Source organism: Rossellomorea orangium (assembly GCF_019334305.1).
In the GTDB taxonomy this organism is placed as follows: domain Bacteria; phylum Bacillota; class Bacilli; order Bacillales; family Bacillaceae_B; genus Rossellomorea.
This window is the reverse complement of record NZ_JAHWGH010000014.1, coordinates 604,789-631,741: the sequence shown is the minus strand read 5'-3', so window position 1 is coordinate 631,741 and position 26,953 is coordinate 604,789. Positions and strand designations below refer to the sequence as shown.

The window sequence follows — 26,953 nt, the reverse complement described above, 5'->3', positions numbered from 1 at the left end:
GTACCGCCAGAAATGGTCCCTGATGAGAAGCAGGGCTTTTTTTGTTTCTGACGGATGGTTCGCTGAAAAAATGGACGATAAATCCAACCAAAAAACGAGGTGCTATAAAATGGCTAAAGAATTTGTAAAGGATGTAACGGGCATGGAGGAAGACTTTGCCCAGTGGTATACCGATGTCGTCAAGAAAGCGGAGCTCATCGATTACTCAAGCGTCCGGGGATCGATGATCATCAGACCTTACGGGTATGCGATTTGGGAGAATATCAAGGATGCCCTTGATGCGAAAATCAAGGAAACCGGGCATGAAAATGTGTATATGCCCCTTTTCATTCCAGAAAGCCTATTGCAAAAGGAGAAGGATCACATTGAAGGATTCGCTCCGGAAGTAGCGTGGGTGACACACGGAGGGGACGAGGAATTAACGGAAAGACTCTGCGTGCGTCCGACGTCCGAAGTATTATTCGGTGAGCATTATAAGAATATCATTCATTCGTATCGCGATCTGCCTAAGCTTTATAATCAGTGGGCGAATGTTGTCCGCTGGGAGAAGACGACCCGTCCGTTCCTCCGTACACTGGAATTCCTTTGGCAGGAGGGGCATACGTGCCATGAAACCGATCAGGATGCACATGACGAAACGGTCAAAATGCTTGAAGTATATGCAGAGCTGTGTGAAGAGATGCTTGCGATCCCGGTCATCAAGGGGCAGAAAACGGAAAAAGAAAAGTTTGCCGGTGCGAAATATACGTACACAATCGAGAGTCTGATGCATGATGGGAAAGCCCTGCAGTCAGGTACATCCCACCATCTGGGGGACGGGTTTGCGAAATCATTCGACATTCAATTCACAGACCGTGACGGCAAGCTTCAATATGTACAGCAAACATCGTGGGGTCTCACAACTCGCATCATCGGGGCCATGATCATGGTCCATGGGGACGACCGGGGGCTTGTGGTACCGCCACGGATCGCTCCGACCCAGCTGATGATCGTACCGATTGCCCAGCATAAGGAAGGTGTCCTGGATTTTGCTTATAACCTGAAAAGTCAGCTGGCAGATGTTGCCCGTGTGAAGATCGATGCGAGTGACAAGAAGCCTGGCTGGAAGTTCAATGAGTATGAAATGAAGGGGATCCCACTCCGCCTGGAAGTTGGGCCAAGAGACATCGAGAATGGGCAGGTTGTCCTCGCCAGACGCGATACCGGTGAGAAGATCATCGTGAAGATGGAGGAACTTGAAGAGAAGGTCGCTGAGCTATTGGAAGATATCCAGCGTAATCTACTGGAAAAAGCGAGGGCTCATCGAGAAGAAAAAACATCGGTAGTTAAAGACTTTGACGAGTTCAAAACCGTCATCAATGAACAGGGTGGATTCATCAAAGCGATGTGGTGCGGGGATCGTGCCTGCGAAGATAAAATCAAGGAAGAAACGAGTGCGACTTCACGCTGTATGCCGTTTGAGCAGGAGAAAGTTTCGGACAAATGTGTGTGCTGTGACAAGGATGGGGAACATTTGGTGTATTGGGCTAAGGCATATTGAGGAAAGAAAACATTATACTTGCATTGTCTATAGTCAGTAGTTTAATGCTCTTGGCATTGGCGTTTTTTCAGTGGCAACTCGTCCACATTCTGACGCCGTTTTTGATGCCGTTTCTTTGGTTGACTGTGGCAGGTTTTTTCCTTGTAACGGTCATCTTCTCTATCATTGCCATAGTCAAGAAGCAGGGATGGAAACCGGTTCTCATTCAAGCCCTTACCTTGATCTTCATCATCTTTTTTCCCATCAACAAGGTAATAATCCACCTGGACTTTGAAAAACATCGTGGTGATCGGGAAATTGTGGTGAAGAAGGTTCAGGAAGGCGTACTCGCTTCAAACGTCTCTTACAATGACTCTCTCATTCACCTTCCAGAGGAATATGGAAAGTTATCCAAAGGCGGAGGAGATATTGTGGTAGAGAAGAAGAATGACGAATGCAAGGTCCTTTTCTTTACCTTGCGCGGAATACTTGACAGCTTCTCAGGGTTTGTCTACTCGTCTTCCGGGGAGAAACCCCGTTCAGGAGACTTTGGGGGAGATTTTATCGAAGTCAAGCAGCTGGCTGAACATTGGTATTTTGTGAGTTCCAGATAGGCAGGGGACTTTCGAACCTTTTCCCCACTTTTTCTGACTAAAGCCTTCTTTTTCCTATGTTTCGTTAATAAATATAGGTAAAGGAGGCGTCGATTATATGGATGTGGGACTCATCATCATTTTTTTCATGGTCTTCGTGGTAATCAGCCTTTGGATCGTGCATTCCAAGCTCAACCGAATCACCGAGCATGTGCGGCAGATGGATGAGGAGTATTTGACCGATGAACAGATCGAGAAGGAATTAGAGGAAGAGTGGAATAAAGATAAGTGACGATGGAGGCGTTTCTCGTAAAGAGGGGCGCCTTCCGTTTGTTGAAAAAGAGCTACCATTCTAATTGGGCAGTTGGTACTATTAACATAATACATAAAAGGATGGTGCAGGAGATGAAGCACAAGGACTTAACCATTGAAACAACGCGACTGGTGATCAGGCCTTTCGTGAACAGTGATTATGAGAACTGGTTAAGGGAACATTTGAACAGGCTCCCGTCACAACATAAATATGATGTCGGTTATCAGGATATGAGCGAGTGCACGGAGTTCTGGTTCCGGGAGATGATCGAGAAGCATGACGAAATGATGGATGGGGACCAGGTCTACATTCTCGGGATCTTCCTGAAGGAAAATGGAGCCAATATCGGGACCATCGATTTCTCTACCCTCATGAGATACAACTTTAATTGGGGAAGAGTGGGCTACACTTTACATAATCGATACTGGAACCGGGGATACGGGAAGGAAGCGGTGAAAGCGGCCCTTCAACTTTCTTTCGTGAAATTGAATTATCACCGGATCGAAGCCCATATCAATCTGGATAACACTCCGTCGATCAGGCTCGCTGAGAGTGTCGGGATGCAGTATGAGTGTACGAGAAAAGGTTTCATTTACGAGTTCGGGAAGTGGACGGATAACCTGGTGTACTATGTGAACGCCGGGGAGTGAATATAGAAAGGCCGAAATCAATGATGATTCCGGCCTTTTCTTTATTGTTCTAGTCCTTCAATCGTCATGTCTTTTACAGGGAGGAATGCTTCTCCTGTATCCATATACGTAACGTTCACTTTATCATTTTCTTTCAGATAGATCGCGAGTAAGCTATTTTCTGAAGAAACGATATAGTTTTTCCCATTGTCGAGAAGGAAAGATACCACGGTATAGTCACCGGATTTTTCTTTGTATACACGGACGACCTTACCTTCCGCTTGTTTCTCCTCCGCTTTCGAGCTGCCGTCGACACTTCCGCCGCCGCGTTGGAGGGCGGTTTTATAAGCTTTCAACGCCTGGTTCGGTGTATTCGCATAAGCTGAGATTTCCGGGTTGGCGGCTGACACGATGAAATAATTCTGTAAGAAACCATTCGCATCGAGAACAGGTGTCAGCCAGCTCGCTTCACCGTAGAAATTATAGAGTACCGGCATTTCGCCGTCCCATTTTTTCTCGATGAATTTCTTCTGGATGATCTGCAGGGCCCCTTGTGAATCCATATACGATTCTTCCAGATTACCAGTGTAGAACGTCGCTTTACCGGTTCTTGAGTTTGTCAGGGAATATCCGAGCATAGAATCAACACCTTCTTTTGGAGAAGTGAAATCGGTGAAGTAGTACATGTCACCATTTTCGTCAAAAATCGGACTCACATTCGCTTCGGTCCCTTCATCTGAAGGCAGTTTCACATCTGACTTACCAAAGCGGCTGTTCCAGAATCCTTTTACGTAGTTACCGAAATAGCTGTTCTGAAGGCTCACCGTTTCAGGTGAAACCGCGCCGTCGATGAACGCAGGAACATCTTTGATGCTATAGGATTTCGTATCACCTGTTTGGGGATCGACCATGACAATCCCTTCCACTTCGAATCCATTACGTGCAGAAATGAAGTTTCCATAAGTCTGGATATAGAATGGTTTTCCTTCATCATCGATTTCAAGTTGCACGTCTCCGTTGAAAATTTCCTTCGGATAGTTCAAGCGGATGTGACGCTCGATTTTTTTATTGAAATAAGCTGAAGGTGTATACACCATTTCTTCTTTGATGAACTTAGGGTTTGCGTTTGAATCCGTGGCACTAAGCTTGAAGTACCCTGGTGTCTCGTCACCTTTGAACCATTTGAAGAAACCTGAGAATTCAACAGGGGCGATGTAGACATATTCACCGTCCACCTTTTGGATCTGCAGATTGCCGAGCTCATAATAACTCGTATTCGGAACCTGACCGAACGCTTTCTTCATTTTGTTCCGTGCGAACTTCGGAGGGACGCTTGCCGGCGTTTCCTTTTCATCAAAGGCTTGAATTTCTGTTTTGACCTCCATTTGGGCCGATTCGAATTTCTTATCAGCATTAAAGACGAAAGCTGTCATGAAATAAGCGCCTACGCAGAGGGTTGCCAGGAAAAGAAGACCTTTCACCATTCGTTCTTTCCCTGTTGAGAGTGCGGCCCCGAATCCTGACGCAATGATCAGGAGGATCCACATACTCGTAAAGTTCTGGTCAAGATTCGTCAGGTAGTAGAAGACGAATACCACAAGAGATGTGATGATGAGGGTCGCTCCGAACAGGGCCGGAAAGGATGGATATCCCTCTTTTTTATGTTGTTTTTTCATGATGGTCATTGGTACGAGGAGTAGCGCCATGACCAATCCGACAATCAGTGAAAATAATAAGATGTTTCCCATAATGTTCCCCTTTCAAGGTTGTGATTCTGTTTATAGTGTATATACGGATGAGGGGGTGGGGAAGTTTCATTTGTTTTTAGAAGTATGGGTAGTGTGACTGAGCGCTCGGTCGAAGAATGAAGAGGAGTAGTTGGTCGGTGTCGAGGATTGTAGAATGGCAGATAAAACGGGATTAAGGCAGATATCTATTTCTTGAAATATTCCAAAGCAGATTCGTCCAGTAGTGATGTTGAATGTCACTTATGATTGCGAGCAGAAAACGATTATGAATCATCTTCAAAGACCCCAACCATATACCCAACCCAATCTTCATGGGATATAATAGGAAGAAGCAACCATTCGGGAGGATATTATGGATATTTTTGATATAGCGAGGCTTGCGGGGGTGTCCCGGAAGACGGTGCAGCGGGTGTTGAATGATTCGGATCAGGTGCGGGCCGAAACCAGGGAACGGATCTTGAAGATTATGGAAGAGAATCAGTATCAGCCAAATGTGTCAGCACGACGGCTGGTGAAAAAGAAGACCCATACAATCGGATTATTCATCATTCAGGATCCAGGGAAGGCCAGGATCTATTCGGATGATCTTTTTTACAGCGTAGTGATTGGGGCTGTGATCAATGCCTGTTCTCTCCGTGGGTATAAGGTTCTCGTGACCATGACGGAGTTGGATGATCCGACCCCGGTGCTGAAGCTTTACCGGGAGAAGAGTATTGATGCGGGTATCATCATCAGCTGGAGCAATGTACAGGGAATGGTAGATGAAATCCTGTCAGCAGGCTTTTTGGTCGGGGTTTTTGATCAGAACAATGTAACGCATCGAACGTCTCGTGTTCCCATGCCTCAATTACAAAATGAACAGGGGGCGATGGAAGCGACGAATCATTTCATTGAGCTTGGTCATGAAGCAATCGCCATCATAACGGGCGATGAAGATAATCCTGCAGCATTGGAACGCCTTCACGGTTTTCAAAAGGCAGTGGAAGCAGCAGGGATTCCCCTGAAACCCGAGTACATATATAAGGGCAGGTTCATGGAACAATCGGGAAGTGATGCCGTGCGTCATTGGATGGAGAAGGATGTCCTTCCTTCGGCCATCCTTTGTTCCAATGATCATATTGCCTTTGGTGCCCTCAAGGCATTGAGAGAGGCGGGCCTGGATGTTCCGGAAGATGTTTCCCTGATCGGTTTCGATAATATTCTGTTGACGGAGTATACGTCCCCTGCACTCACGACCATGAGCGTTCCCAGGGTGGAAATGGCAGTGGCATTGGTGGAGCAGCTGATTCACCGGATCGAAGGGACCCCTTATGAAAAAATGAGTCCATTTCAAGCTACTCTTGTAACAAGAGACTCCTGCCGTGAACGTAAAGCCTGATCCTCATAGGGACAGGCTTTTTTTATTGAATGGGAGATTACTATGGTAGAAAAATGTTGTCAAACGGTGATGAGGGTTTTATAGTTATATACAAATGTCCCACGTGAGACATAAATAAAATCAGGAGGCGTTCACATGTTGAAAAAAGCTGTCACTTCGTTTACCGCTGCATGTCTCATCTTCACTCTGCCACCAGGAATCGGCACAGCTGCACCACAAAAAGATAAACCTTATCACCTCAAAGATTCAACGTTAAAGGATACAACCATTGAAGGGGACCTGGTGATCACGCCGGATGCTGGGAAAGACATATCCCTTGAAAACGTGAAGGTACAAGGAAAGACCCTGATCAAGGGGGAAGCACCCGATACCCTTCAACTGACAGATTCCGAGTTGCATAGTCTTTCCGTCAAAGGACCGGGCCATCTTTCAAAGATCACTGTTACTGGAGAATCAATCGTTGAAGAAACGGTAGTGGAAGGAAATGTCTTACTGCAAGAAAACGAAATTACGTTTGAAGGATTTCAAGATGTGACGGTATCTGCTTCGAATGTGAAGACAAAAAAAGCAGATCTAGTAGGAGAGTTTGAAACGATTACGACTTCTGGAAAAAAGGGAGAAGCGCAGGTAGAACTTGAAGGGATTGCCGAACGGTTAGAATTGAACACGCTTTCATCTCTTGTTCTTTCTTCTGACGGACTCGTAAAGGAACTTTCTGTGTCTAAAGCAGGTAAAGGTTCGACCATCGACGGGGAAGGGACCATCGAAAAAGCGACGTTAGACAGCGCTATCGTCTTCAATGGGGAAGAAACAAGTGACGTTTCTTCTTTTACTACCCCATGGTCCCTCATCTGGAATGATGAATTCAATGAGGATGGGATCGACCGTGACAAGTGGACGTTCGATATCGGTAACGGATATACCGATGCAAACGGCACCTTCATTCCAGGATGGGGGAACAATGAACGGCAGTATTACACAGACCGTCCGGAAAATGCGAAAACAGAGGATGGAAAGCTAGTCATCACAGCAAAAAAAGAAGACTATAAAGGATATGCTTATACGTCCTCCCGTTTGAAAACGAAGGGATTGTTTTCCAAGACATTCGGGAAATTCGAAATGAAAGCATCACTGCCAGTCGGAAAGGGATATTGGCCGGCGTTCTGGATGCTTCCGGAAGATGACCGTTATGGCGGATGGGCTGCATCAGGCGAGATTGATATTTTAGAAGCACAGGGAAGCAATCCGGGTGAAGCGATCGGAACGCTCCATTACGGAGAATCGTGGCCGAATAATAAATACACAGGCAGTCACTATGCCTTTGAAGATGGATCCACCATTGCCGACGAGCATGTGTATTCAGTCGAATGGGAGCCGGGGGAGATCCGCTGGTATGTAGACGGGAAACTCCGTCAGACCCAGAATAACTGGTACAGCAAAGGGGCAGGCAATGCGGCCAACTTCACGTATCCTGCTCCTTTTGATCAGCCGTTCCATATGCTGTTGAATTTGGCCATCGGCGGGAATTTCGACGGTGATCCGACGGAAGAGACGATGTTCCCTCAATCCATGGATGTTGAGTATGTACGGGTGTATGAGTTGACGGGAAGACCGTATCAAACGCCGGAACTTCCTATATTCGAACAGGCACCATTACCGGAAAACGCGAAGCAGCCATTGGAAGATGGAAACCTGATTTACAACAATGGATTCGATCAGGAATGGGAGGAAGTTGACGGAATTGCAGGGGTACCGAATACGGATTACTGGTACTTCTTGACCGTACCTGATTTTGGAGGGAAAGCGAATCTGTCCCTGGATCAGCTTGATGGAAGGAATTTTGCAAAAGTAGATGTAGAAGAGCCGGGAAGCCAGCCTTATTCTGTACAGCTCGTTCAGGATGTTTCCCTGGGGAAGGGACGATACTACCGTGTGTCCTTTGATGCGAAGTCGACTGGCTCAAGACCGATCAATGTAAAAGTCGGTGGAGGGGCAGACAGGGGGTACAGTGCCTATTCAAACAGTGAAGCCTTTTCTTTAAATGATGGACTGGAATCTTATGAAATGGTGTTCCAAATGACCGAGGAAAATGATCTTGCAGCACGGGTGGAGTTCAATCTTGGATTGTCCAAGCTTCCTGTGTGGATCGGGAATGTCCAGGTGGAAGAGATCCCTCCTGTAGAAGTGGATCCGGATGCATCCAAACCCGCACTTCCAAGCGGGAACCTGATCTATAACGGAACATTCGACCAGGGATTCCCTGACCGTCTGTTATATTGGAATCTGGTATGTTCTGAGAGTGTTGATTCCATCGGAGTGGATCCGGAGGCGCGGGTATTCGCGACAAAGCCTTCAAATGAAACAGACGATGTTCAACTGGTGCAAAAAGGCATTCAGCTTAAGGCTTTCAATGAATATGAATTGACATTTGATGGTGCTGCAGAGAGTGCCCGTGATATTCAGGTAGAAATGAGAAGTAAGGACGGAGAAGTCGTTTATGCTTCTGAAACCATCCCTCTGATTGGTGATTGGGAAAAGCATGTTATGAGTTTCACGATGCCGGATGTGACGGATTTGGAATCACAGCTTTTCATCCAACTCGGTGGAAGCACCGATGAGGTAAAGCTTGATAATCTAAAGTTAAAGAAAATTGCGGGAGCGCCGGGTGCGAATATGGTTCAAAACGGTTCATTCGATGCCAATTTAGAGTTTTGGGAAAATTACATCCATTTTGATGCTTCTGGGAGTGTAACAGAAGAAAATGGACAGGCAAAGATTTCAATCGGGAATGAAGGAAACGAAACTTGGAGTGTTCAACTTTTCCAGGGTGGCTTAAAGCTTCAGCCGGGAGTGGAATACACGCTTTCCTTTGATGCGAGTTCGACGGTCGACCGTACGATGGAAGTGACACTGGAAAATGCCGCGTATACACGATATTTATCAGAAGTCGCTCAGCTTAGTGGAGATAAAACACGATATGAATATACGTTCACGATGCCTGTTGGCGATGACACGAGCCTGAAGTTCCTGCTAGGTAAAATCGGATCATCGATTGGCGCTCATGATGTGGTGATTGATAATGTGGAGTTGAAGTAGATGGTGGGCACAGCGTCTTAGGGCGCTGTGCTTTTTTGTTGGTGGTGGTGATTTGACTGAGGCCGCGGTCAAAAGAAGGCGTGCTTTGGCGGAACGGCCTATATCCAATCCCCACACCTTCCATCCAATAAAAAAAGAAGCAGCCGACCCAAAGTCGGCTGCTTCTCTCCATTATGACATAGTCTTTTCCGGCTGCATCGGATGCAATCGTCCGTCCTCATCTCGAAATACGATGTGTTCCCGTCCAAACTTCGTCGGTGTATCGATTCCTGCGGCAGCGGCCAGGTTGTACAGGCCTTCGCGCAGAGAGATGATGTAGTTGCAGACCCGGAACGATTTTTCTTCGACGATCAAAGCGCGTTGCAGCTTCTTATCGGTGGTGGCAACTCCGACGGGGCAGTTGTTCGTGTGGCAGACCTGCGCCTGGATGCAGCCTACAGAGAACATCAAGCCCCGGGCGATGTTGACGAAGTCGGCTCCGAGTGCGAGTGCGAAGGCAATCTTATCCGGTGTCAACAGTTTCCCTGAAGCGAAGATTTTAACTTTGTCCCGGACACCGTATTTCACCAGTGTATCGTGGAGGAAGGGAAGGGCCGATTTGATCGGAACTCCGGCAGATGCCGCCAGTTCTTGATAAGATGCGCCTGTTCCGCCTTCTCCACCGTCCACGGTGATGAAATCGGGATGCTTACCTGAAGTGGCCATATAGGAGGCCAGGCTTTCGATATCGTTGGTATTCCCTACGACCAATTTAATGCCGACGGGCTTGCCGCCAACTTCCCGCAGCTGTTCGATGAAGTTCAGCATCTGTTCGTTGGAGTTAAACTCCTTGAACCGGTTCGGGCTGTCGATGGATGTCCACGGTTCCACGTTGCGGATGCTGGCAATCTCCTCGGTCACTTTTTTTCCGTCAACGTGACCGCCCCGGGTTTTGGCCCCTTGTGCGAGTTTCAATTCGAAGGCCCTCACTTCTTTCAGTTCGCTCTTCTTCTTGAATTCTTCCCAGGAAAATTCCCCATCCTTTGTCCGGACACCGAATAGGCCGGGACCGATCTGGCAGATGATATCGACGCCTCCTTTCAGATGATGCTTGGATAATCCACCTTCTCCAGTGTTCATCCATGATCCGGAAGCGAGGTTCAAGCCGGTCGACAGCGCCGTGATAGCCTGCTCACCGAGTGACCCATAACTCATGGCGGACTGGCCGACAAGTCCTTTTACCTTAAAAGGGTGCCTGCAAGTATGCTCGCCAATGACGGGGGCATCCTCGTCTTTCAGGAGAAAGGGATCTGCTTCTGTTTCTTCCCGGTGTTCCCGTCGGCTCAGTAAATTGTCTTTATCCAGTTTATATACTTTGGTTTTCACTTTTGGGGTCTGATCGATCCTGAGTTCGTCCCGCTGTATAGGGAACAGGGTGTTTCGAATATAGTAACCCTCCTTTTCAAAGTCACGTTCAGATCCGAACCCGAGCATCCGGGATTTATACTTTCCCGCCATGACGGTATTGGTGTACTCCAGTCTTGAGAAGGGTTTCCCTTCGTTGTCATTATGAAAGAGATACTGTCTCAGTTCCGGCCCGATTTTCTCCAGGATGTATCTCATTTTTCCGAGAACGGGGAAATTCCTTAGCACCGCATGCTCCTTTTGTTTTTCGTCGGTCAGCCATAGATAAACGATAAGTCCGATGGGGATCAGGAGTGCGAGAACGATGACCGTAAGGAGAATCCACTGAATGATGGATATGCTGTTCATACTCATTCCTCCAATAGTAAAGTGAGCCCTTTTACAGGCTCAGGTTGTTAAAATAGTCGTTTCAATGCTTTACGCAGCGGTGGCATTTCGGCCTCGTGCTTCTTGAAGAATTTCTTCATGACGTGCTTGGAGTAGCCTGCTGCCTGCTCAAAGTTGATCTTACCTGGAAGAGGAGGCTGGTCTTCGATCACACAGTCGATGATGACCGGCTTATTGGATTTGGCCGCCATCTCAAAGGCAGGCTGCAAGTCCTCATGCTTGATGACGCGATAGCCTTCTCCTCCGCATGCTTTGGCAAATTGGGCAAAATCGATGTCCTGTAGGTCGGTTTCATATTCCAGGTGTCCGATTGATTCCTGCTCATACTTGATCATGCCGATCTTCCGGTTGTTCATGATCACGACGATGATCGGGAGCTTGTATTTGACGGCAGTGACGAAATCATGCATCACCATGGTAAAGCCTCCGTCTCCGCACACGGCAATTGCCTGGCGGTCAGGTTCGGCAATTCCGCTTGCGATTGCGCCCGGGAGTCCGCAGCCCATCGTCGCCATCCAGCTCGAGATGATCATCTTCTGATTGGTCACTTTGAAGTGTCGCGCGGTCCATACCGTCACATTCCCGACATCGACGGACAGTGTCGCATCATCGTCTGCGATCTTCTGGAGGGCAGCGATGACTTGAGGGGGCTTCATGGGTGTCGTCACTTCGACTTCATCTTTTTCAACGTGCGTCCACCAGTTCTTCATATTGGTCTGGCATTCTTCTAAAAAGGAGCGGTCCTCTTTGTAGGGGAATTGCTGGTTCCATTGTTTCAGGACCAGGTTCGAGTCGCCGACGATGCCGACAGAGACCGGATATCTTTTCCCGATTTGGGTTGGATCCGCATCAATCTGGATGGCAGGTGTATCATCAGGAAGGAAATCTCGATAAGGGAACGAGGTCCCGATCATGATGAGAAGATCGGCTTCTTCCATGGCTTCATAGGCGGGTTTCGTCCCGATTTGACCGAGCTGTCCGAGATTATGGGGATGCTTATCAGGGAATATGCCCTTTGCAGGGAGAGTGAAAATGACGGGAGCTGCGATTTTATCTGCGAATCTCTCGAGTTCACGTGCTGCATGTTTGGAGCCCGTTCCTGCAAGGATGACCGGACGTTTCGATTTATGTAAGTAATCCAAACCGGTCTTCACGTCTTGATCCATTGGTGCGGGGATGGATCTGGCCGGGATACTTGATGTGGCCTTCACACCGTCCTTGATTTTTTGTCCTGGTATATCGTCGGGGATGATCAATACGGATACCCCTTTTTTGGCGTAAGCGGTCCGGATCGCCTGATTCATCAAGTCTGGAAGGGACTCTGGTGATGACACCCTTTCACAGTAAACGGAGACATCTGCAAATACGCGGTCCAGATGTACCTCCTGGAATGAATCCATCCCGAGTTCTTCTGTTGCCACCTGACCTGCCAGGACCAATACGGGTGCTCCGTCGGCTTTTGCATCATACAGGCCGTTTAATAGATGGATGGCGCCGGGCCCCCCGATGGATAAACAGACACCGATGTTTCCTGTCAGCTTTGCATAGGATGATGCGGCGAGCGCCCCGACTTCTTCATGTCGGACCTGGATGAACTCGATTTCCTCTTTCTCACTTCGGAGTACATCGACGAAGTGATTGATCGAATCACCGGGAAGACCGAATACATGCTTGATTTTCCATTGTTCCATAATATCTGCTGCTAGTTGCCCTGCGAGTTTGTTTCCCATAGTCAAACCTCCTAATCTTGTATAGTGATTTTTACCACTACTCGGAGATTATTAAACGTTGGGGGAGTGGAGTGCCAGGGAGTTGCAGATTTTGCCGGTGGATGTAGAACGGTCGATATCCCATCGGTTTCGGTTGATAAATGAACATATCGGTCGACAACTACTCAGCACAAAAAAAAGCAACCGATCCAAGATCAGTTGCTTTCTCCAAGTAACACTTCCACTCCAAAATGGTCCGAGACGACAGGTTTATTATCATCATTAAAGATAACCCGGGATGATTTCACCGGCATTTTTTCACTGGAAAGAATAAGATCGATCCGCAAATCGACTTTGTTCTCGTCCCATCCGGCAATGTTTCCTTGAACAGTGACTCCACTGTCCCGTTCTACACCCTCATTGAACGTGTCCACAAGCCCTTTGGAAAGAAGGTAATCGTAGCCTTCCCCACGGATCAGGGCGTTGTTATTGAAGTCGCCCATTAAGAAGAATGGGGATTGAGGGGTGACCTGTTCCATCAAGCTATCGACCTGGAATTGGAATGGTTCTTCATCATCCGTCCACCAGCCAAGGTGACAGGAATAGAAAGTGAAGGTCTTTCCTTTATATGAAATCGTCGCCCCAGCGATTTTACGGGTTTTCCAATAGGATTGATCGTGGCTTTTTGAAATGAAGAAGCGGTGTTCTTCCACGACCGGGTGTTTGGTTAAAATGGCGACTCCTTCTTCATACATGTCGTATCCGATATGAGCGAAGTCCCAGACGAGTGTATAATCTGATACACCACGCTTCTCCAGTTCCCCAAGTAGGACCAGTGCAAAATTGTCTTTTTTGACCAACCCTTGGACGGTTTCGCTTTCGATCAGCTGACTTACTTCCTGTAGGGCGATGACATCGTAGGATTTCTCCGCGATGTCATCGGCTAAGGTCGAAATTTTTTCGTGTTGGCTGTCTTCCTGCCAAGAGTGACAATTCAACGTGAGTAATTTCATGGATTACGCTCCTAACAAATCTTGAATATCCGATTTGATGACGTCTGCTTTTGGACCATAGATGGCCTGGACGCCTTTGTCTTTCAGGATGAGTCCAAGGGCTCCGTTCTTCTTCCATTCTTGCTCTGTACCGACAAGGGCAGTGTCTTTAACCGTCACGCGAAGGCGTGTCATGCAGGCATCCACGTCTATGATGTTTTCTTTCCCGCCAAGCATGGCAACGACTTTTGGGGCGATGGAATCGGCACTTACGGTACCGCCGCCTGTTGAAGCTTCATCTTCAATGTAGTTTCCGTTACGACCAGGTGTCGGGAAGTTGAACTTCTTGATCAGGAAGTTGGCAACCGTGAAGTTCAGGCCAAAGAATACGATACATGCAATGACAAAGTTCACAAGGTCGACCCACAGACCTGCTTTGATGATCATCGGCACGCGGGTCAGAAGCTCGATGGATCCGAATGAGTGTACGCGGATGTGAACGATATCCACAATCGCGAAGGCAAGTCCCGTCATGATTGCATACACAACATATAGAAGTGGGGCAGCGAACATGAACATGAATTCGATCGGCTCAGTAACACCGGTTAAGAATACAGCTAAACCTGCTGAGAAGAACATAGATTTGTATTTTTTCTTTTTATCTTTATCCACATTGCGGTACATAGCGTACGCGATACCGATCAGGGCAGCTGTGGATAAAATCATTTGACCTACTTTGAAGCGGGCAGGTGTGACGTCATTCAACAGCTGTTTGTAGCTTGCTGTGTCTCCCGCTGCCAGGAAGTTATTCAAGTCTGCGATCCAGGCAAGCCATAATGGATCTTGACCGGCAACCGTCGATCCAGCACTTGATCCTGTGAGGATCGTGTAAGTCCCGCCAAGTTCTGTGTAGTTGATTGGTACAGTTAACATATGATGCAGACCGAATGGCAATAACAGACGTTCTAATGCACCAAATACGAATGGCGCGATGATTGGTGCCGTGTTACGTGATGTGGCGATCCATTGACCGAAGTCATTCAGAAGCCCTTGGATGAAAGGCCATACAATCGACATGATGACGGCAATGATGATGGAGCCTACAATCACGACGAAGGGTACGAAGCGTTTTCCATTAAAGAAGGAAAGGGCATCAGGTAACTTACTGTAGTTGTAATACTTGTTGAAAAGATTCGCTCCAAGGAAACCGGAAATGATTCCGACGAACACACCCATGTTCAAAGCCGGTGCTCCAAGGACAGATGTGAAATAATCTGAAACGACCAGCGTTTGGCCAAATAGTGAAGAGACCGTTGCTTCCGGATTTGAAAGCATATCCCCGCTCACTCCGAAGATGGCTCCTGTAATACGGTTAATCAGAATAAATGCAATCAGGGCAGCGAATGCTCCACCTGCACGTTCTTTCGCCCATGAGCCACCGATGGCAACGGCGAACAGGATGTGAAGATTCGTGATGACTCCCCATCCGATATCTTCCATTACTCTTGCAATCGTTTGCACTAATGTGATGTCTCCACCCATCATGGCAATCAACTTACCGAGGGAAATCATAATCCCTGCAGCTGGCATGACAGCCACGACCACAAGCAGTGCTTTCCCGAACTTCTGCCAAAAATCAAATGACAATAAATTCTTCATAAACCCGTTTCCTCCTTTAATATCAATCTATTGGACTATTTTTCTTACATTGGATAACATGAGTGCGTTTACATTTTAGGATAAAAAGAAACGTTTTTTATTATGTATTCATCTTAACGCGCTATGTAACAAGATAGTATGCAAAATAGATGCAACCGTTTGCACTAACATAAACACATTTTATGATATCCCCTTCAAGAAAGCAATAACAAATTATTATTTTAGTAAAATATTAGTGCGTGGAGGGACGGACCTTGGTTGGAGAAGGTGGGAAACGAGTGAGTTTCGGAATCTTCATAGTGGATAAGTCGTGGGTGATAGGTTGTGGATGAAATTTGTTTGGTAGAAGAGATATTCACATGTGGATAAGATTGAACTGTAGGGTATGATTATTTATTTTACGATAACGTTAAATGAAAAAGCACCCAATCATAGAGATTGGATGCTCCGACACGTCACTTCAACAAGCGCAGACCGTTCAGGATGACCAGAATCGTACTTCCTTCATGACCGATGACCCCATATGGAAGGTCAAGGATTTGCAGGAAGTTTGAAGCAATCAACAACATGATGACGGCGATGGAGAAGATGACGTTTTGCTGGACAATGCTTTTCATTTTTTTTGATAGTTTGATGGCTTCGGAAATTCGGGTAAGGTCGTTTTTCATCAGCACGACATCGGCGGTTTCCAGGGCGACGTCGGTTCCTTCCCCCATGGCAATCCCTACGTTGGCCGTTGCAAGGGCAGGGGCGTCGTTAATTCCGTCGCCGACCATCCCGACGGTCCCGAATTGCTGCTTCAATTTCTTCAGTTCATCTACTTTCGTTTCAGGAAGGCATTCAGCAATGTAGCTTGCGACCTTTGCTTCTTCTGCAATGGCACGGGCTGTTTTCTCATTGTCACCCGTCAGCATGATCGTTTGGACGCCTTCCTTCTCAAGGAGCTTCAAGGCTTCGACGGTTTCCTTTCGTACGACGTCTTTTAAAGCGATCAGGGCAACAATTTTCTTTTCCTTTGCGACAAATACGGTTGTTTTTCCTTCGGAGGCAATTCTTTCATATGCTCCGTCCATAAACCGTTCTGCTAACATTTTATCCACAAAGTCGGCTTTCCCGATTTTCCATTCAGAGCCTTTCATAAGGGCTTTGACTCCCCAGCCGGATACATCTTCAAGGGAGTCGGGTTGGGTGAGCTCCACGTTAAGCTCCCGGGTTGAGTGACCGACGATGGCTTGTGCGAGTGGGTGATTGGATTGGTTTTCAATGGAAGCCACGACACCCATTATTTCTTGTTCATCCTCATTTTCAGCAATCAGAATGTCTGTTACAACGGGTTTCCCTTTCGTTAAGGTCCCTGTTTTATCAAAGGCGATCGCCTTGATATTACTCAGATTCTCAAGATGGGCACCGCCTTTGAAAAGGATTCCGTGGCGGGCACCGTTTGAGATTGCCGAAAGACTGGCCGGCATGATGGCAGCGACCAGGGCGCACGGTGATGCGACTACGAGCAGGACCATGGCTCGGTAAAATGTTTCCGTCCAGCTCCATCCGAGGATGAAGTGAGGGAGGAACATCATCAGGAACACGACGGCGAGCACGATTTTGACATACGTCCCTTCGAAGCGTTCAATAAACTGCTGGGAAGGGGATTTTTCACTTTGTGCCGATTGAACAAGATCGATGATTTTTTGGAAAAGGGTTTCGCTGCTCGGTTTGGTCATTTCTACCGTGATGGCACCGTTAATGTTGACCGTACCGGCGAACACTTCATCCCGCTGACCTTTTGAAACAGGGACGGCTTCACCGGAAATCGCCGCTTCATCGATGGAAGTCGTGCCTTTTACGACGACACCATCCGTTGGTACCCGTTCACCTGGTTTGATCAGGATATGGTCGCCGATTTCAAGGCTTGAGACACTGACTTTCTTTTCCCCGGAATCGGTGACGAGCCATGCTTCTTCCGGCTGTAGCTGCATAAGGGCAGAAATTTCTTTTTGGCTTTTATTCATTGTATACGTTTCAAGTGCTCCGCTGACGGCGAAGATGAAAATCAGGATGGCACCTTCCGTCCAGTATCCAATGATGGCAGAACCGACGGCGGCAAAAATCATGAGCATTTCCACATTCAGTTCCTTGTTTTCGATGGTTTCTTCGATTCCTTCTTTCGCTTTGGCGAAACCTCCGATGGCAAAAGCAAGGAGGTAGAAGATGATGCTCATGCTTGAGTCATCATTTGATGTCAGCCATCCGAGTAGTATAAACACACCGCTGATGAGGGCTGCGATCAATTCTGCATGGGGCTTTATTTTTTCAAGGAAGTGGATTTTATCATTCGGTGTCCCCATGGTTAGTGCTTTGGATTGTGAGCTCATAGTATGTTCCTCCTTTGATTAATTGAAAATGGGAGATTCTCATTGAGAATAATAATCAACGTCATTACCCCTATAAAACGACGAAAGCTGCCACCAGTGAAAGGTGACAGCAAAACAACACGTGCTCTTAGCTGAAAATATATAAACTTAGTAATTTGTAATTATTATAATCTAATCCTACCACAAGTATATGAGGATGGAAAGGATTTTGTGCTAGTTATTCTGGGTTATTTCTCCATGTCGATTTTGAAAAGAAAAGACTAGAAGGCTCACAAAAATCACCAGCATCATGCCGGCGATCAAATAGAAGAAGCTTGATCCCTTTAGCCAATCAATGGTGATTCCGCCGATGAATGGGCCGATCATGCTGCCAAAGCTGAAGAAGATTCCGCACATGATGTTTCCCGCTGGCAGTAATTCCTTGGGAAGGAGATCTGTCATATAGCTGATGCCGAGGGAAAACGTTGAACCCACGGCCATCCCGGCAAGAGTAAAGCAAATGAATAGGCCGAGTGTGGATTGGGATACGATGCCGGCAGCCGAGAAACACAGGAATCCGATCATCATGACGATGAGGAGGACATTTTGTCTACCATATTTGTCGCTCAAGATCCCAAGGGGGACCTGTGAGATGATGCTTCCCACTGCAAATGCAGGAAGGAGGATCGCCACGGCTTCAATGGAAAGACCGTTTCGAAGGGCGAAAACAGGAAAGTTCCCGTTCAGGGAGGCTTCCAGGAATCCATATCCGAGAGGTGGCAACAAGGCGACCCATGCATATTTGAGAACCTTCCCGAAACGCTGGAATGATCCGAGGAACGAGGCACTCCCGATGTTCTGCTGCTCCGGGTGTTCATTCTGTAATTTAAAGACAAACATCCAAACTGTTAAGCTTAATAAGGAAGAAATGATGAACGGCAATGCCTGATGGATCGTGATGAGCTGGGTCATCATCGGTCCGACGGCGAATCCGATTCCAAAGGAAACTCCGTAAATGGATATGTTCCGTCCGCGATGCTCTTTCGGTGAAAACGACGTGATCCACGTCTGGGTAGAGAAATGGAGCATGTGATCACCGATTCCGATCAGAAGGCGGAGGATGAACCAGAACCAGAAGGACTTCCAAACCGGGAACAATAAGAGTGATACTGCGACGACAATCCCGCCGATGATGATCATCGGTTTATAGCCAATTTTCTGCAGGGGTCGTTCCATTAAAGGAGAAGCCAACAGAATTCCGATGTAAAGGGCTGTTGCGTTTAATCCGTTCAGGGAGGAGGACAGGCCGTCCTGCTCAAATATGATGGCGATGAGGGGAAGGAGCATTCCTTGTGAAAAACCGGAAATGGCAACGATCCCGACAAGGACCTTGAAACGGAAGGATAATGTTTGATTCATTTGTCAGAACTCCCAATCGTAGTAAATGTCTTCTTTGATGGTACCCTCAATTGCAATGTTTGGCAATACGGGATGAATAGAGTAAAATCAAAACATCTACTAACATATATAGGAAGGAATGAAGAAGAAATGGAGTATAAAATGCAAGAAGGCGGATTTTACACAGATTTAGGGTTTGGAAAACTGGAGGTATCGGGTAACGAAGAATATGGATTCCGCCCGTTCCAGCTGCTCGTATCATCTGTAGCCGTTTGCAGTGGGGGCGTATTGCGTAAAGTACTGGAAAAGATGCGCATTCAATTCGACGACATCCACATCAAAGCCGACGTCACCCGCAACGAAGACGAAGCCAACCGCGTCGAAGCCATCTCCCTCCACTTCACCATCAGAGGGGAGGACCTTGACGAAGCAAAGATCGAAAAGGCCATGAAGCTTACAAGGAAGAACTGCTCCATGGTGCAATCGGTACAGGACAGCATTAAGATTGAGGAAACGTTTGAATTGGTGGAATAAAAAGTTTGGAGGGACGGACCTCCATCCGCTGATGGTTACGTGAGGATGATCATTGTGTGGAGGTCCGTCCCTAATGAATGAGGGATTCGTGTGAAGTGAGTCAATAGACGAGGGACGGACCTCGGAATAGATAGAAACCTTAGTAGGTCTCTACCGATGCGAAGGTCCGTCCCTCGAAATGACAACGACCCTATCCAATCTAATCTTGGTAGAGGTCCGTCCCTCTTCAGAAGGAACTCCTCTACAGTTCCTGAGGTTCGCTGCCAGGTTTTTCGTAGTAGAGGATGGTTTTGGGGGTGAGTTTGAGGAGCAGGTATTCGGGATCGTCGGGGCTTGCGATCCAGTGTTTGAGTTTTTCGTTCCAGAATTTTGCTTTCAGGTCCGTGGATTCTTCGACCGACGCCTCTGCCTCGATTTCTACATAATGTTCATGATTAGAGTCACGGTCATACCCGAGAAGGATATGCACATGAGGATTCTGTGCGATGTCTTCGGCCTTATGGGCATGTTCGTTAGTTGCCGTGTAGAGAGTAAGATCGTCATGATCGAACATCATAAACCGAGAGTACGGTTTGTTGTCACGGATGGTGGCAAGGGTGCCGATTTTATGATGGGAAAACAGTTCTACTATTTTATCTTTCAAGGATTGTGCCATGAATATTCCTCCTAAATGGGTTCTATCTTTAATGTGTCTAATCAGGACTGTTTTAACCAAATTTCTGAAAAAGGATGGATCGTTAACGTGAATAAAGTATTTACTCTGCTCGTATTCGCAGGTGTCCCGGTTTCGGTGATCGGTTCCTTGCTTCATTGGCCAAGTGTCATCATGTTTGTCGTCTACTGCGTCACCATCATTGCACTGGCAGCTTTCATGGGAAGGGCGACGGAAAGTTTAGCCGTTGTATCCGGTCCCCGCATCGGTGGACTCTTAAATGCCACTTTCGGTAATGCAGTTGAGTTGATCATTTCTATTTTCGCCCTGAAAGCAGGTTTGATCGGGGTCGTATTGGCTTCCCTGACAGGGTCCGTCCTTGGGAATCTCTTGCTTGTTGCGGGTCTTTCCTTCTTTGTCGGAGGCGTCAAGTTCAAGCGTCAGAAATTTAACGTGTTTGACGCCCGTCATAATTCAGGGCTTCTCATGTTCGCCATCATTGTGGCATTCGTCATTCCTGAAGTGTTCTCCATGGATATGAATGAAGGAAGGACGATGAGCCTTTCCATCGGGATCTCGGTCATTTTGATCCTCCTTTACCTATTCGCTCTTTTCTTCAAACTTGTCACTCACCGCGGAGTGTATCAGAGCGAGGGGGGAGAAGGTGCTCACGATAACGACGAAGAACCGGAGTGGAGCAAGGGGAAGGCGTTACTCATCCTCGCTGTATCTACTCTTGCAGTGGCATATGTTTCTGAACGACTTGTCCATACCTTCGAAGAAGTAGGGGAAGCTTTCGGTTGGAGCGAACTCTTCATCGGGGTCATCATCGTCGCTATTGTAGGAAATGCGGCTGAGCATGCTTCAGCGGTCATTATGGCGTATAAAAATAAGATGGATGTCGCAGTGGAAATTGCTGTCGGCTCCACCTTGCAGGTCGCGATGTTTGTAGCACCTGTACTGGTCCTGGTTTCGTTATTTTTCGAAAAAAGCATGTCACTCGTATTTACTTTACCGGAACTCGTGGCCATGGTATCCGCAGTCTTACTGACGGTGATCATTTCCAATGATGGGGAAACCAACTGGTTTGAAGGGTTGACCCTGCTTGCAGCTTACTTCATCATGGGGATCGGTTTTTATTTACTGTAATCTAATAAAGCCTCGGCAGTTTCCCTGCAGGGGCTTTTTCTATTGAAAAGAACAAGGAAATCATTTTGTGAGAACCGCCTACTCATTTCTGAATAAGATACCAAGAGAGTTTCTGTGCAAAGGAATGAGTAGCATGAAAAAAAAGAAAAAACCGACGAACGGTAAAGTCATCGATTGCAAAATGGATTTACCGCCTAGAGGATGTCAAGGGATCTTTCCCTTTAAAGGGTGTAAAAATCCAACCATACAATTAGACGATATCGGTATCATCAGCTGTAAAGGCATCATCAGCGGAAGAGTATTGTGTGATTTTCAGCCCCTTCAAGGTGTGACGGTCACTTTGACATCTTCGCGTATGGATCTTCTGGACTTTGATGATCCGACACCGGTCACCGACAGCACGGGGCGTTTTTCGACGAAGGTGACCGTGGCACCAGGGACGCCGATTACACCGAATGTCATCGTTACGGCAACGGCTGTCGTCATCGGAAAGACTATCAGTGATTCCATTTCTGTAAGAGTGGACTGTATCAAATGTAAAGATCCTGACCTCTCGCTAGATCCCATTCCTTGTCCTGTCGGCTGTAAGGGAACAAAGATCAAGGGAAGGCTATTGTGCGATGGGCTTGCAATCGGAAATGCAGCCATCACCTTCATCATCGAATCCGAATCCAACCGGGTCGTCATCACTCCCAATCCTGCCATTACACAGAGTGATGGAAGATACACGGCGACTCTGGTCCCGTTTCCTGATGTAAATGAAACCATTCGCATTACGGCTGTGACAAAAATTGGAGGGAAAAAGGTGTGCTCGGAAACGAGGGAGGTGGTAGTACGCTGTGTGAAATGTAAGAATCCATCAATCAAGCTAAAGAAGCTGAAAAAAATCGACTGCCAGGCAACCGTATCAGGCAAAGTCACCTGTGATGGTGTTCCTCAGGCCAATATTCCGGTCACATTGACGGGTTCATCCGTTCTGATGTTCCAGACTCCGGAACCAATAACGGATGAAGACGGAAGATTTTCTTCTGTTGTCACTGTGAAAAAAGGAACACCGTTTCAAACGGCGTCCTATACAGCAACAGCAGAAATTGATGGCAAAACCATCAGTGACAGTGATACCGTAATAGCAGGTTGTAAAAAGTGCCGAAAGCCAAAGTTAACGCTTGAAGTTCCGTGTGATACTGTCACCTGTGAAGGAGCGAAACTGTTCGGAAGGCTGACATGCGATGGCAAACCCATTCAGCGTGCCAGAATATTATTTACCGTCATCTCCTCGACACCTGATGGAGTGGAGGTGGATCCTAATCCGGCATTCACCGATGAAGATGGAAGATATGTCACCATGATCAGGCCACGACTCGGATTCCAGGAAACCATTTTAATCAAAGCAAAAGCAACGGTTGAAGGGGAGCAGGTTGTAGCGTCTGGAGAGGTCACCATTGATTGTCGCTGTAAACATCCGAAGATTCATATCCAGAAAATAAAAAAACTTAACTGTAAAGGAATCATTGCAGGTTATCTCTCATGTGAAGGATTTCCACTGGCGAATCAGCAAGTCACTCTTTCAAGCCCAGTGATAACGTTCAAGCCTGCGGTCGTGGTCACAGATGAAACCGGCGAATTCTCAACCATTGCTTTCGTTCCACCGAATACACCATTTAGGGAGGTGCCATTTACAGCAACAGCCACGGTAGATGGAATAGCGGTTTCTGAAATGGTGTTCGTTCGTGCCGGTTGTCTCACTTGTGAAAAACCGAAGCTGACCCTCTGCGTACCGGACTGCATCGAATGCTGTGGTGCGCCTATTACGGGGAAATTCACTTGTGAAGGAAAGCCGGTTGCCGGTGTTGATATCAAGCTGAAGATTACACCAGATGTGGGTACTATAACCCCTAATAGCTTGAAAACAAATGATAATGGAGAGTATGAAGCAAGGCTGATCCCTGATTCACATGTATCGAAAGAAGCCGAGGTTCAGGCAACGGCTGAAATCAAAGGGATGGAAATGGCAGCTGAAACGAAAAAGGTCAGAATTCGTTGCACATGTCAGCACCCGAAGATCAAACTCGATAAAATAGACAGTATTGATTGCTGCGGAAAAGTGAAGGGGGAAGTGTTGTGTGACGGTATACCCCTTGCCGATGTAGAAGTCATCTTAAACAGCCCCATTCTTCAATTTTCGGATAGGATTGTCACAACAGATGGCAACGGTAGGTTTTCCAGTGAAGCTTCAGTCCCTCCAAATACCACTTTTCAAGACATCCCACTTTTCGCGAGTGCTTCAGTGGAAGGCAGGATGATTACAGATAGAGCTTTTGCATGGGCCGGATGCGAAATATGCAGGAAACCGGAATTGACCCTATGTGCTCCTGATATGGTGGACTGCGATGGAGCATGTATAACGGGGAAAGTAATATGCGATGAGTCTCCCCTTGAAAATGTAGAGGTATTCTTTGAAGTGTTGGAAGAACAGTTGAAGCGTATCATCAAGCCAAATCCAACTATGACAAAAGAAGATGGGGGATATTCAACAGACATAAACCCTAAGCACGGAATGAATGAAAGTATCACCGTCAGAGCATTCATCTTATGGGAAGGAAAGAAGATCGTTTCCAAGCCATATTGCATCGATCTTCATTGTTCATGTGACGACTAAAAAAGCAGTGAAATCCGTCAAAGGATTTCACTGCTTTTTTTAGGGAATGTAGGAATGATTGAAAACGTCAGTATGCTTTGTAGGAGAAGCCTAACGTTTTCTCTTCATAAATTAGTATAAAATAAAATTAGAATTTTGTAAATATTCTTTCAAATAAAGTTTTTTGGATAAGGCGAGGCTTCTAGGAAAAACTAACGGCAAACCCTTAAGCTAAGATTGAAAGGAGTCAAATTAATGAAAATAATGCGCACTGTTCTTATGGTCATTCTCGCATTTTTTGTTGCAACAACAGGCATACATGCTGAAAGCAGTCCTAAAAAGTCAAATGAAAAACCAAAAGAAGCGGAGAAAGCTCCCAAGGCAAAGGAAGATACCAGCGTAAAAATCCCTAATTCAGTTTTAAATATCGCCAAGGAAAATACGTACCCGAACTCCACTCAGGATCAGCCGTATCTTCAACCAAGCGAATGGAGTCAGGAACTGATCGAAACCTCCAATGTGAGAATCGAAAATCCGAACCTGATCCGCATGCTGAATGAGTCCACGGTCAATAAAGCACCGACAATTGGACTTCGTGCCACTATTTATCTCGGGGAATGGCCCCTGAACTATGCATCAACGGAAACCTCCCCGAACTGGGAATACCAGAAGGTCAATACCAATTACTTCGATAACCGCGGAGGAAAAAACAATTACCAGATACACTACGTCCAAGAAGCACAGAAAGTCGTGAAGGGTGGATTGACAGCGAAAGTACCCCATGCTGATGATGTGGAAAAAATGATGCTCATCAAAGCCATGGATAAATCCAAGTTGCCCCTTGCCTTTCAAACCATCGTAGGGGCAGGGACGAAGAAGGACCAGGTGTACAATATCTCACCTAAACGACTTGGTTACTTATATGCATACGCACCTGCCATCAACGAAAAAGGAAAAGTGACATATGGGGAAGTGTACCTCGTCATGAAAGGAACCAAACGCTCCATCGTCGTAAAAAACGTTACGTCACAAGGAGTTGGAGCGTGGATTCCGGTTCAGGATCACGTCCATTTCGGCTTCATGGCAAGCGAAACACCAAGATAAATGTTTAAAGAAGAGTGAAATCGGGTAAATCCTTATTTCACTCTTTTATTATTCACTTTAATATGTTATAATAATTAGAATATTCTGAATTGGAGGAGAGGTACAATGGATTATTTACTTATTTTTGGAGGTCTATTAATTGCTTTCATCACATTACGCGTATGGTTCGGTGCAAGAAGAGCTAAGATCTATGCAGAAATCAAAAAACAAAAATACAACGTCATGGATCCGGCACTTGATAAAATCACCACCAACAACGACCGCGAACCCATTGGATAAAAAACACTTCGGATGAAGATCCGTAGTGTTTTTTTTTGAGAAGAAGAAGTTGAGGGACGGACCTTGCTTTTTGGTGGGGAAACGTTGTTATATAAGGGTTTTGGGGTTGGTTTTGAGGGACGGACCTTAAGTGGAGGAATTGAGATATTCCAATGTGGCACGTGTTTGGTTATTAGTGGTACGAGTTTACCTTTAGTGTGGTACCAAAGGAAAAACCCAAATCCACAACAGATTTGGGCTTCGATCTTCATTATGAACGGGAAATCTTCGCTTCACGCTTCGAAAAGTCCACATCCTGATAATACATCGACTTAACAAGCACGTTCGGTCCAAGGCAGCGGGCCATTGGACAATGGCAGTTCAGTTCTTTCGCGAGTGGCTGCTCTTTCCACTTTTCAAAAATGTCCGGAAGTGTATCGTTCGTGATATTTCCGAGAGGAGGGGTGTCACCGAAGTCCGTGACGATGACGTCTCCTGTAAAGATGTTCACGTTCAGACGGGAACGGCCGTCCGGGTCATTTCGGACGCTCACCTTTTTTGCCGAGTAAAGTTCCTTCAGAAGGTCCAAATCTTCTTGTGAAGAACTGCAAGGGTAGAAAGGCAGAGTTCCGAACAGCATCCACACATTCTCATCACGGAACGCAAGAATATCCCGGATGGCGTCCCGAGTTTCTTCTAATGAAAGAGTCTCAAGGCTCGAAGCAAAGTCGGATGGATACATCGGATGAATTTCGTGACGACCACATTTCATCTCATCGACTACCTGCCGGTGGATTTTTTCTAGGTAAGGCAGAGTGTTTTTATTTAACATGGTTTCCGCCGAAACGAGTACTCCATGTTCAGATAGTGCACGGCTGTTTTCAATCATGCGGTCAAACAATTTCCGGCGCTGCTCCCTGGTTGGTTTCCGCTCCATATTGGCAAATCCGACATCGATGAATTCATCGATCGTTCCCCAGTTATGTGAGATGTGCAGGACATCGAGGTACGGTGCTATCATTAAATAGCGATCAAGATCCAGTGTCAGATTCGAGTTAATTTGGGTATGTACGCCTCTGGAATGTGCATACTTGAGTAGAGGTAACACATAATTTTCTACGGATTTCTTGGACATCATCGGCTCCCCACCGGTAATACTAAGGGAACGTAGAGTCTTGATATCATCAAGTTTTCCGAGAATCTGTTCGATGGGCAGTGCGCTCGGGTCCTTCGGTGAAAGGGTGTAACCGACGGCACAGTGCTCACATCTCATGTTACAGAGCGTCGTGGTGGTGAATTCGATATTGGAAAGCGTGATATCACCGTGCTCATCCACATCTAAATAAGCCTCCCAAGGATCATGGTCGATGGACATTTTCTTGGAGAGAGTATCAGTTTTCATTCGTAAAAGCTCCTTTATGATTAGGTCATCTATCCATTAT

General features: G+C 46.6%; 20 protein-coding genes and 1 other annotated feature (1 of these 21 cut by a window edge). Of the genes, 11 read left to right on the top strand and 9 right to left on the bottom strand.

The window, feature by feature from the left end; all coding sequences use genetic code 11:
- Positions 1–24, top strand: a binding site (T-box leader); it begins 181 nt to the left of the window's first position.
- Between the two features lie 85 nt (positions 25–109).
- The 4 genes from proS to KYJ26_RS12900 all read left to right on the top strand — a co-directional run bounded on the left by proS (position 110) and on the right by KYJ26_RS12900 (position 3,075).
- Entirely contained in the window at positions 110–1,540 is a 1,431-nt protein-coding gene (gene proS / locus KYJ26_RS12915; protein ID WP_219167674.1) for a proline--tRNA ligase, read from the top strand.
- Positions 1,541–1,590: 50 nt separating this feature from the next.
- Entirely contained in the window at positions 1,591–2,133 is a 543-nt protein-coding gene (locus KYJ26_RS12910; protein ID WP_219167672.1) for a hypothetical protein, read from the top strand.
- Between the two features lie 97 nt (positions 2,134–2,230).
- Entirely contained in the window at positions 2,231–2,404 is a 174-nt protein-coding gene (locus KYJ26_RS12905; protein WP_219167670.1) for a hypothetical protein, read from the top strand.
- Positions 2,405–2,517: 113 nt separating this feature from the next.
- The gene (locus KYJ26_RS12900) at positions 2,518–3,075 is read left to right on the top strand and encodes a GNAT family N-acetyltransferase (RefSeq protein ID WP_219167668.1); all 558 of its coding nucleotides are present in this window, start codon (positions 2,518–2,520) and stop codon (positions 3,073–3,075) included.
- Positions 3,076–3,116: 41 nt separating this feature from the next.
- On the opposite strand, the gene KYJ26_RS12895 is transcribed toward KYJ26_RS12900, so the two are convergent.
- Positions 3,117–4,802, bottom strand: coding sequence for a hypothetical protein (locus KYJ26_RS12895; RefSeq protein WP_219167667.1), 1,686 nt, complete (start codon positions 4,800–4,802; stop codon positions 3,117–3,119).
- Positions 4,803–5,154: 352 nt separating this feature from the next.
- Between KYJ26_RS12895 and KYJ26_RS12890 the strand changes: the two genes are divergently transcribed.
- Together KYJ26_RS12890 and KYJ26_RS12885 are read left to right on the top strand one after the other, a co-directional pair.
- On the top strand, positions 5,155–6,180 hold the full coding sequence (locus tag KYJ26_RS12890) for a LacI family DNA-binding transcriptional regulator (RefSeq protein ID WP_219167666.1): 1,026 nt from the start codon (positions 5,155–5,157) through the stop codon (positions 6,178–6,180).
- A gap of 135 nt (positions 6,181–6,315) precedes the next feature.
- Entirely contained in the window at positions 6,316–9,276 is a 2,961-nt protein-coding gene (locus KYJ26_RS12885) for a carbohydrate binding domain-containing protein (RefSeq protein ID WP_219167665.1), read from the top strand.
- 171 nt (positions 9,277–9,447) lie between these two features.
- Here KYJ26_RS12885 and KYJ26_RS12880 read toward each other — a convergent pair whose 3' ends face one another.
- The 6 genes from KYJ26_RS12880 to KYJ26_RS12855 all read right to left on the bottom strand — a co-directional run bounded on the left by KYJ26_RS12880 (position 9,448) and on the right by KYJ26_RS12855 (position 19,197).
- Positions 9,448–11,028, bottom strand: a complete 1,581-nt coding sequence (locus KYJ26_RS12880; protein ID WP_219167664.1) for an FMN-binding glutamate synthase family protein — start codon at positions 11,026–11,028, stop codon at positions 9,448–9,450.
- Positions 11,029–11,075: 47 nt separating this feature from the next.
- Positions 11,076–12,797 carry a pyruvate oxidase gene (locus KYJ26_RS12875; RefSeq protein WP_219167663.1) on the bottom strand — a complete coding sequence of 574 codons (1,722 nt, stop codon included), beginning with the start codon at positions 12,795–12,797 and terminating at the stop codon, positions 11,076–11,078.
- 194 nt (positions 12,798–12,991) lie between these two features.
- A complete protein-coding gene (locus KYJ26_RS12870) occupies positions 12,992–13,789 on the bottom strand; it encodes an endonuclease/exonuclease/phosphatase family protein (RefSeq protein ID WP_219167662.1) in 798 nt (265 codons plus the stop codon).
- A gap of 3 nt (positions 13,790–13,792) precedes the next feature.
- Entirely contained in the window at positions 13,793–15,427 is a 1,635-nt protein-coding gene (locus KYJ26_RS12865) for a PTS transporter subunit IIBC (RefSeq protein WP_219167661.1), read from the bottom strand.
- A 455-nt stretch (positions 15,428–15,882) separates the two neighbouring features.
- A complete protein-coding gene (locus KYJ26_RS12860) occupies positions 15,883–17,799 on the bottom strand; it encodes a heavy metal translocating P-type ATPase (RefSeq protein WP_219167660.1) in 1,917 nt (638 codons plus the stop codon).
- A gap of 213 nt (positions 17,800–18,012) precedes the next feature.
- Complete coding sequence (locus KYJ26_RS12855; protein ID WP_219167659.1) at positions 18,013–19,197, bottom strand: MFS transporter; 1,185 nt, start codon at positions 19,195–19,197, stop codon at positions 18,013–18,015.
- 129 nt (positions 19,198–19,326) lie between these two features.
- Between KYJ26_RS12855 and KYJ26_RS12850 the strand changes: the two genes are divergently transcribed.
- Positions 19,327–19,710: an OsmC family protein gene (locus KYJ26_RS12850; protein ID WP_219167873.1), complete on the top strand. Its 384-nt coding sequence runs from the start codon at positions 19,327–19,329 to the stop codon at positions 19,708–19,710.
- Positions 19,711–19,951: 241 nt separating this feature from the next.
- On the opposite strand, the gene KYJ26_RS12845 is transcribed toward KYJ26_RS12850, so the two are convergent.
- Positions 19,952–20,365, bottom strand: a complete 414-nt coding sequence (locus tag KYJ26_RS12845; protein WP_219167658.1) for a pyridoxamine 5'-phosphate oxidase family protein — start codon at positions 20,363–20,365, stop codon at positions 19,952–19,954.
- Between the two features lie 87 nt (positions 20,366–20,452).
- On the opposite strand from KYJ26_RS12845, the gene cax reads away from it, so the two are divergent.
- From cax to KYJ26_RS12825, 4 genes are all read left to right on the top strand, one after another.
- On the top strand, positions 20,453–21,511 hold the full coding sequence (cax, locus tag KYJ26_RS12840; protein ID WP_308807561.1) for a calcium/proton exchanger: 1,059 nt from the start codon (positions 20,453–20,455) through the stop codon (positions 21,509–21,511).
- A gap of 133 nt (positions 21,512–21,644) precedes the next feature.
- On the top strand, positions 21,645–24,170 hold the full coding sequence (locus KYJ26_RS12835; RefSeq protein ID WP_219167656.1) for a transthyretin-like family protein: 2,526 nt from the start codon (positions 21,645–21,647) through the stop codon (positions 24,168–24,170).
- A gap of 234 nt (positions 24,171–24,404) precedes the next feature.
- Positions 24,405–25,253: a YfkD famly protein gene (locus KYJ26_RS12830; protein ID WP_219167655.1), complete on the top strand. Its 849-nt coding sequence runs from the start codon at positions 24,405–24,407 to the stop codon at positions 25,251–25,253.
- 105 nt (positions 25,254–25,358) lie between these two features.
- A complete protein-coding gene (locus KYJ26_RS12825) occupies positions 25,359–25,532 on the top strand; it encodes a hypothetical protein (protein WP_219167654.1) in 174 nt (57 codons plus the stop codon).
- Between the two features lie 250 nt (positions 25,533–25,782).
- Here the strand turns inward: KYJ26_RS12825 and yfkAB are convergent, their stop codons facing one another.
- Positions 25,783–26,913 carry a radical SAM/CxCxxxxC motif protein YfkAB gene (yfkAB, locus tag KYJ26_RS12820; RefSeq protein WP_219167653.1) on the bottom strand — a complete coding sequence of 377 codons (1,131 nt, stop codon included), beginning with the start codon at positions 26,911–26,913 and terminating at the stop codon, positions 25,783–25,785.
- Between the last annotated feature and the right edge of the window lie 40 nt (positions 26,914–26,953).

Excerpts from the sequence above, each read along its gene's own strand:
- proS (WP_219167674.1), top strand. The coding sequence starts at position 110 with ATGGCTAAAGAATTTGTAAAGGATGTAACGGGCATGGAGGAAGACTTT.
- KYJ26_RS12905 (WP_219167670.1), top strand. The coding sequence starts at position 2,231 with ATGGATGTGGGACTCATCATCATTTTTTTCATGGTCTTCGTGGTAATC.
- KYJ26_RS12900 (WP_219167668.1), top strand. The coding sequence starts at position 2,518 with ATGAAGCACAAGGACTTAACCATTGAAACAACGCGACTGGTGATCAGG.
- KYJ26_RS12895 (WP_219167667.1), bottom strand. The coding sequence starts at position 4,802 with ATGGGAAACATCTTATTATTTTCACTGATTGTCGGATTGGTCATGGCG.
- KYJ26_RS12890 (WP_219167666.1), top strand. The coding sequence starts at position 5,155 with ATGGATATTTTTGATATAGCGAGGCTTGCGGGGGTGTCCCGGAAGACG.
- KYJ26_RS12885 (WP_219167665.1), top strand. The coding sequence starts at position 6,316 with ATGTTGAAAAAAGCTGTCACTTCGTTTACCGCTGCATGTCTCATCTTC.
- KYJ26_RS12880 (WP_219167664.1), bottom strand. The coding sequence starts at position 11,028 with ATGAACAGCATATCCATCATTCAGTGGATTCTCCTTACGGTCATCGTT.
- KYJ26_RS12875 (WP_219167663.1), bottom strand. The coding sequence starts at position 12,797 with ATGGGAAACAAACTCGCAGGGCAACTAGCAGCAGATATTATGGAACAA.
- KYJ26_RS12870 (WP_219167662.1), bottom strand. The coding sequence starts at position 13,789 with ATGAAATTACTCACGTTGAATTGTCACTCTTGGCAGGAAGACAGCCAA.
- KYJ26_RS12865 (WP_219167661.1), bottom strand. The coding sequence starts at position 15,427 with ATGAAGAATTTATTGTCATTTGATTTTTGGCAGAAGTTCGGGAAAGCA.
- KYJ26_RS12860 (WP_219167660.1), bottom strand. The coding sequence starts at position 17,799 with ATGAGCTCACAATCCAAAGCACTAACCATGGGGACACCGAATGATAAA.
- KYJ26_RS12855 (WP_219167659.1), bottom strand. The coding sequence starts at position 19,197 with ATGAATCAAACATTATCCTTCCGTTTCAAGGTCCTTGTCGGGATCGTT.
- KYJ26_RS12850 (WP_219167873.1), top strand. The coding sequence starts at position 19,327 with ATGGAGTATAAAATGCAAGAAGGCGGATTTTACACAGATTTAGGGTTT.
- KYJ26_RS12845 (WP_219167658.1), bottom strand. The coding sequence starts at position 20,365 with ATGGCACAATCCTTGAAAGATAAAATAGTAGAACTGTTTTCCCATCAT.
- KYJ26_RS12835 (WP_219167656.1), top strand. The coding sequence starts at position 21,645 with ATGAAAAAAAAGAAAAAACCGACGAACGGTAAAGTCATCGATTGCAAA.
- KYJ26_RS12830 (WP_219167655.1), top strand. The coding sequence starts at position 24,405 with ATGAAAATAATGCGCACTGTTCTTATGGTCATTCTCGCATTTTTTGTT.
- KYJ26_RS12825 (WP_219167654.1), top strand. The coding sequence starts at position 25,359 with ATGGATTATTTACTTATTTTTGGAGGTCTATTAATTGCTTTCATCACA.
- yfkAB (WP_219167653.1), bottom strand. The coding sequence starts at position 26,913 with ATGAAAACTGATACTCTCTCCAAGAAAATGTCCATCGACCATGATCCT.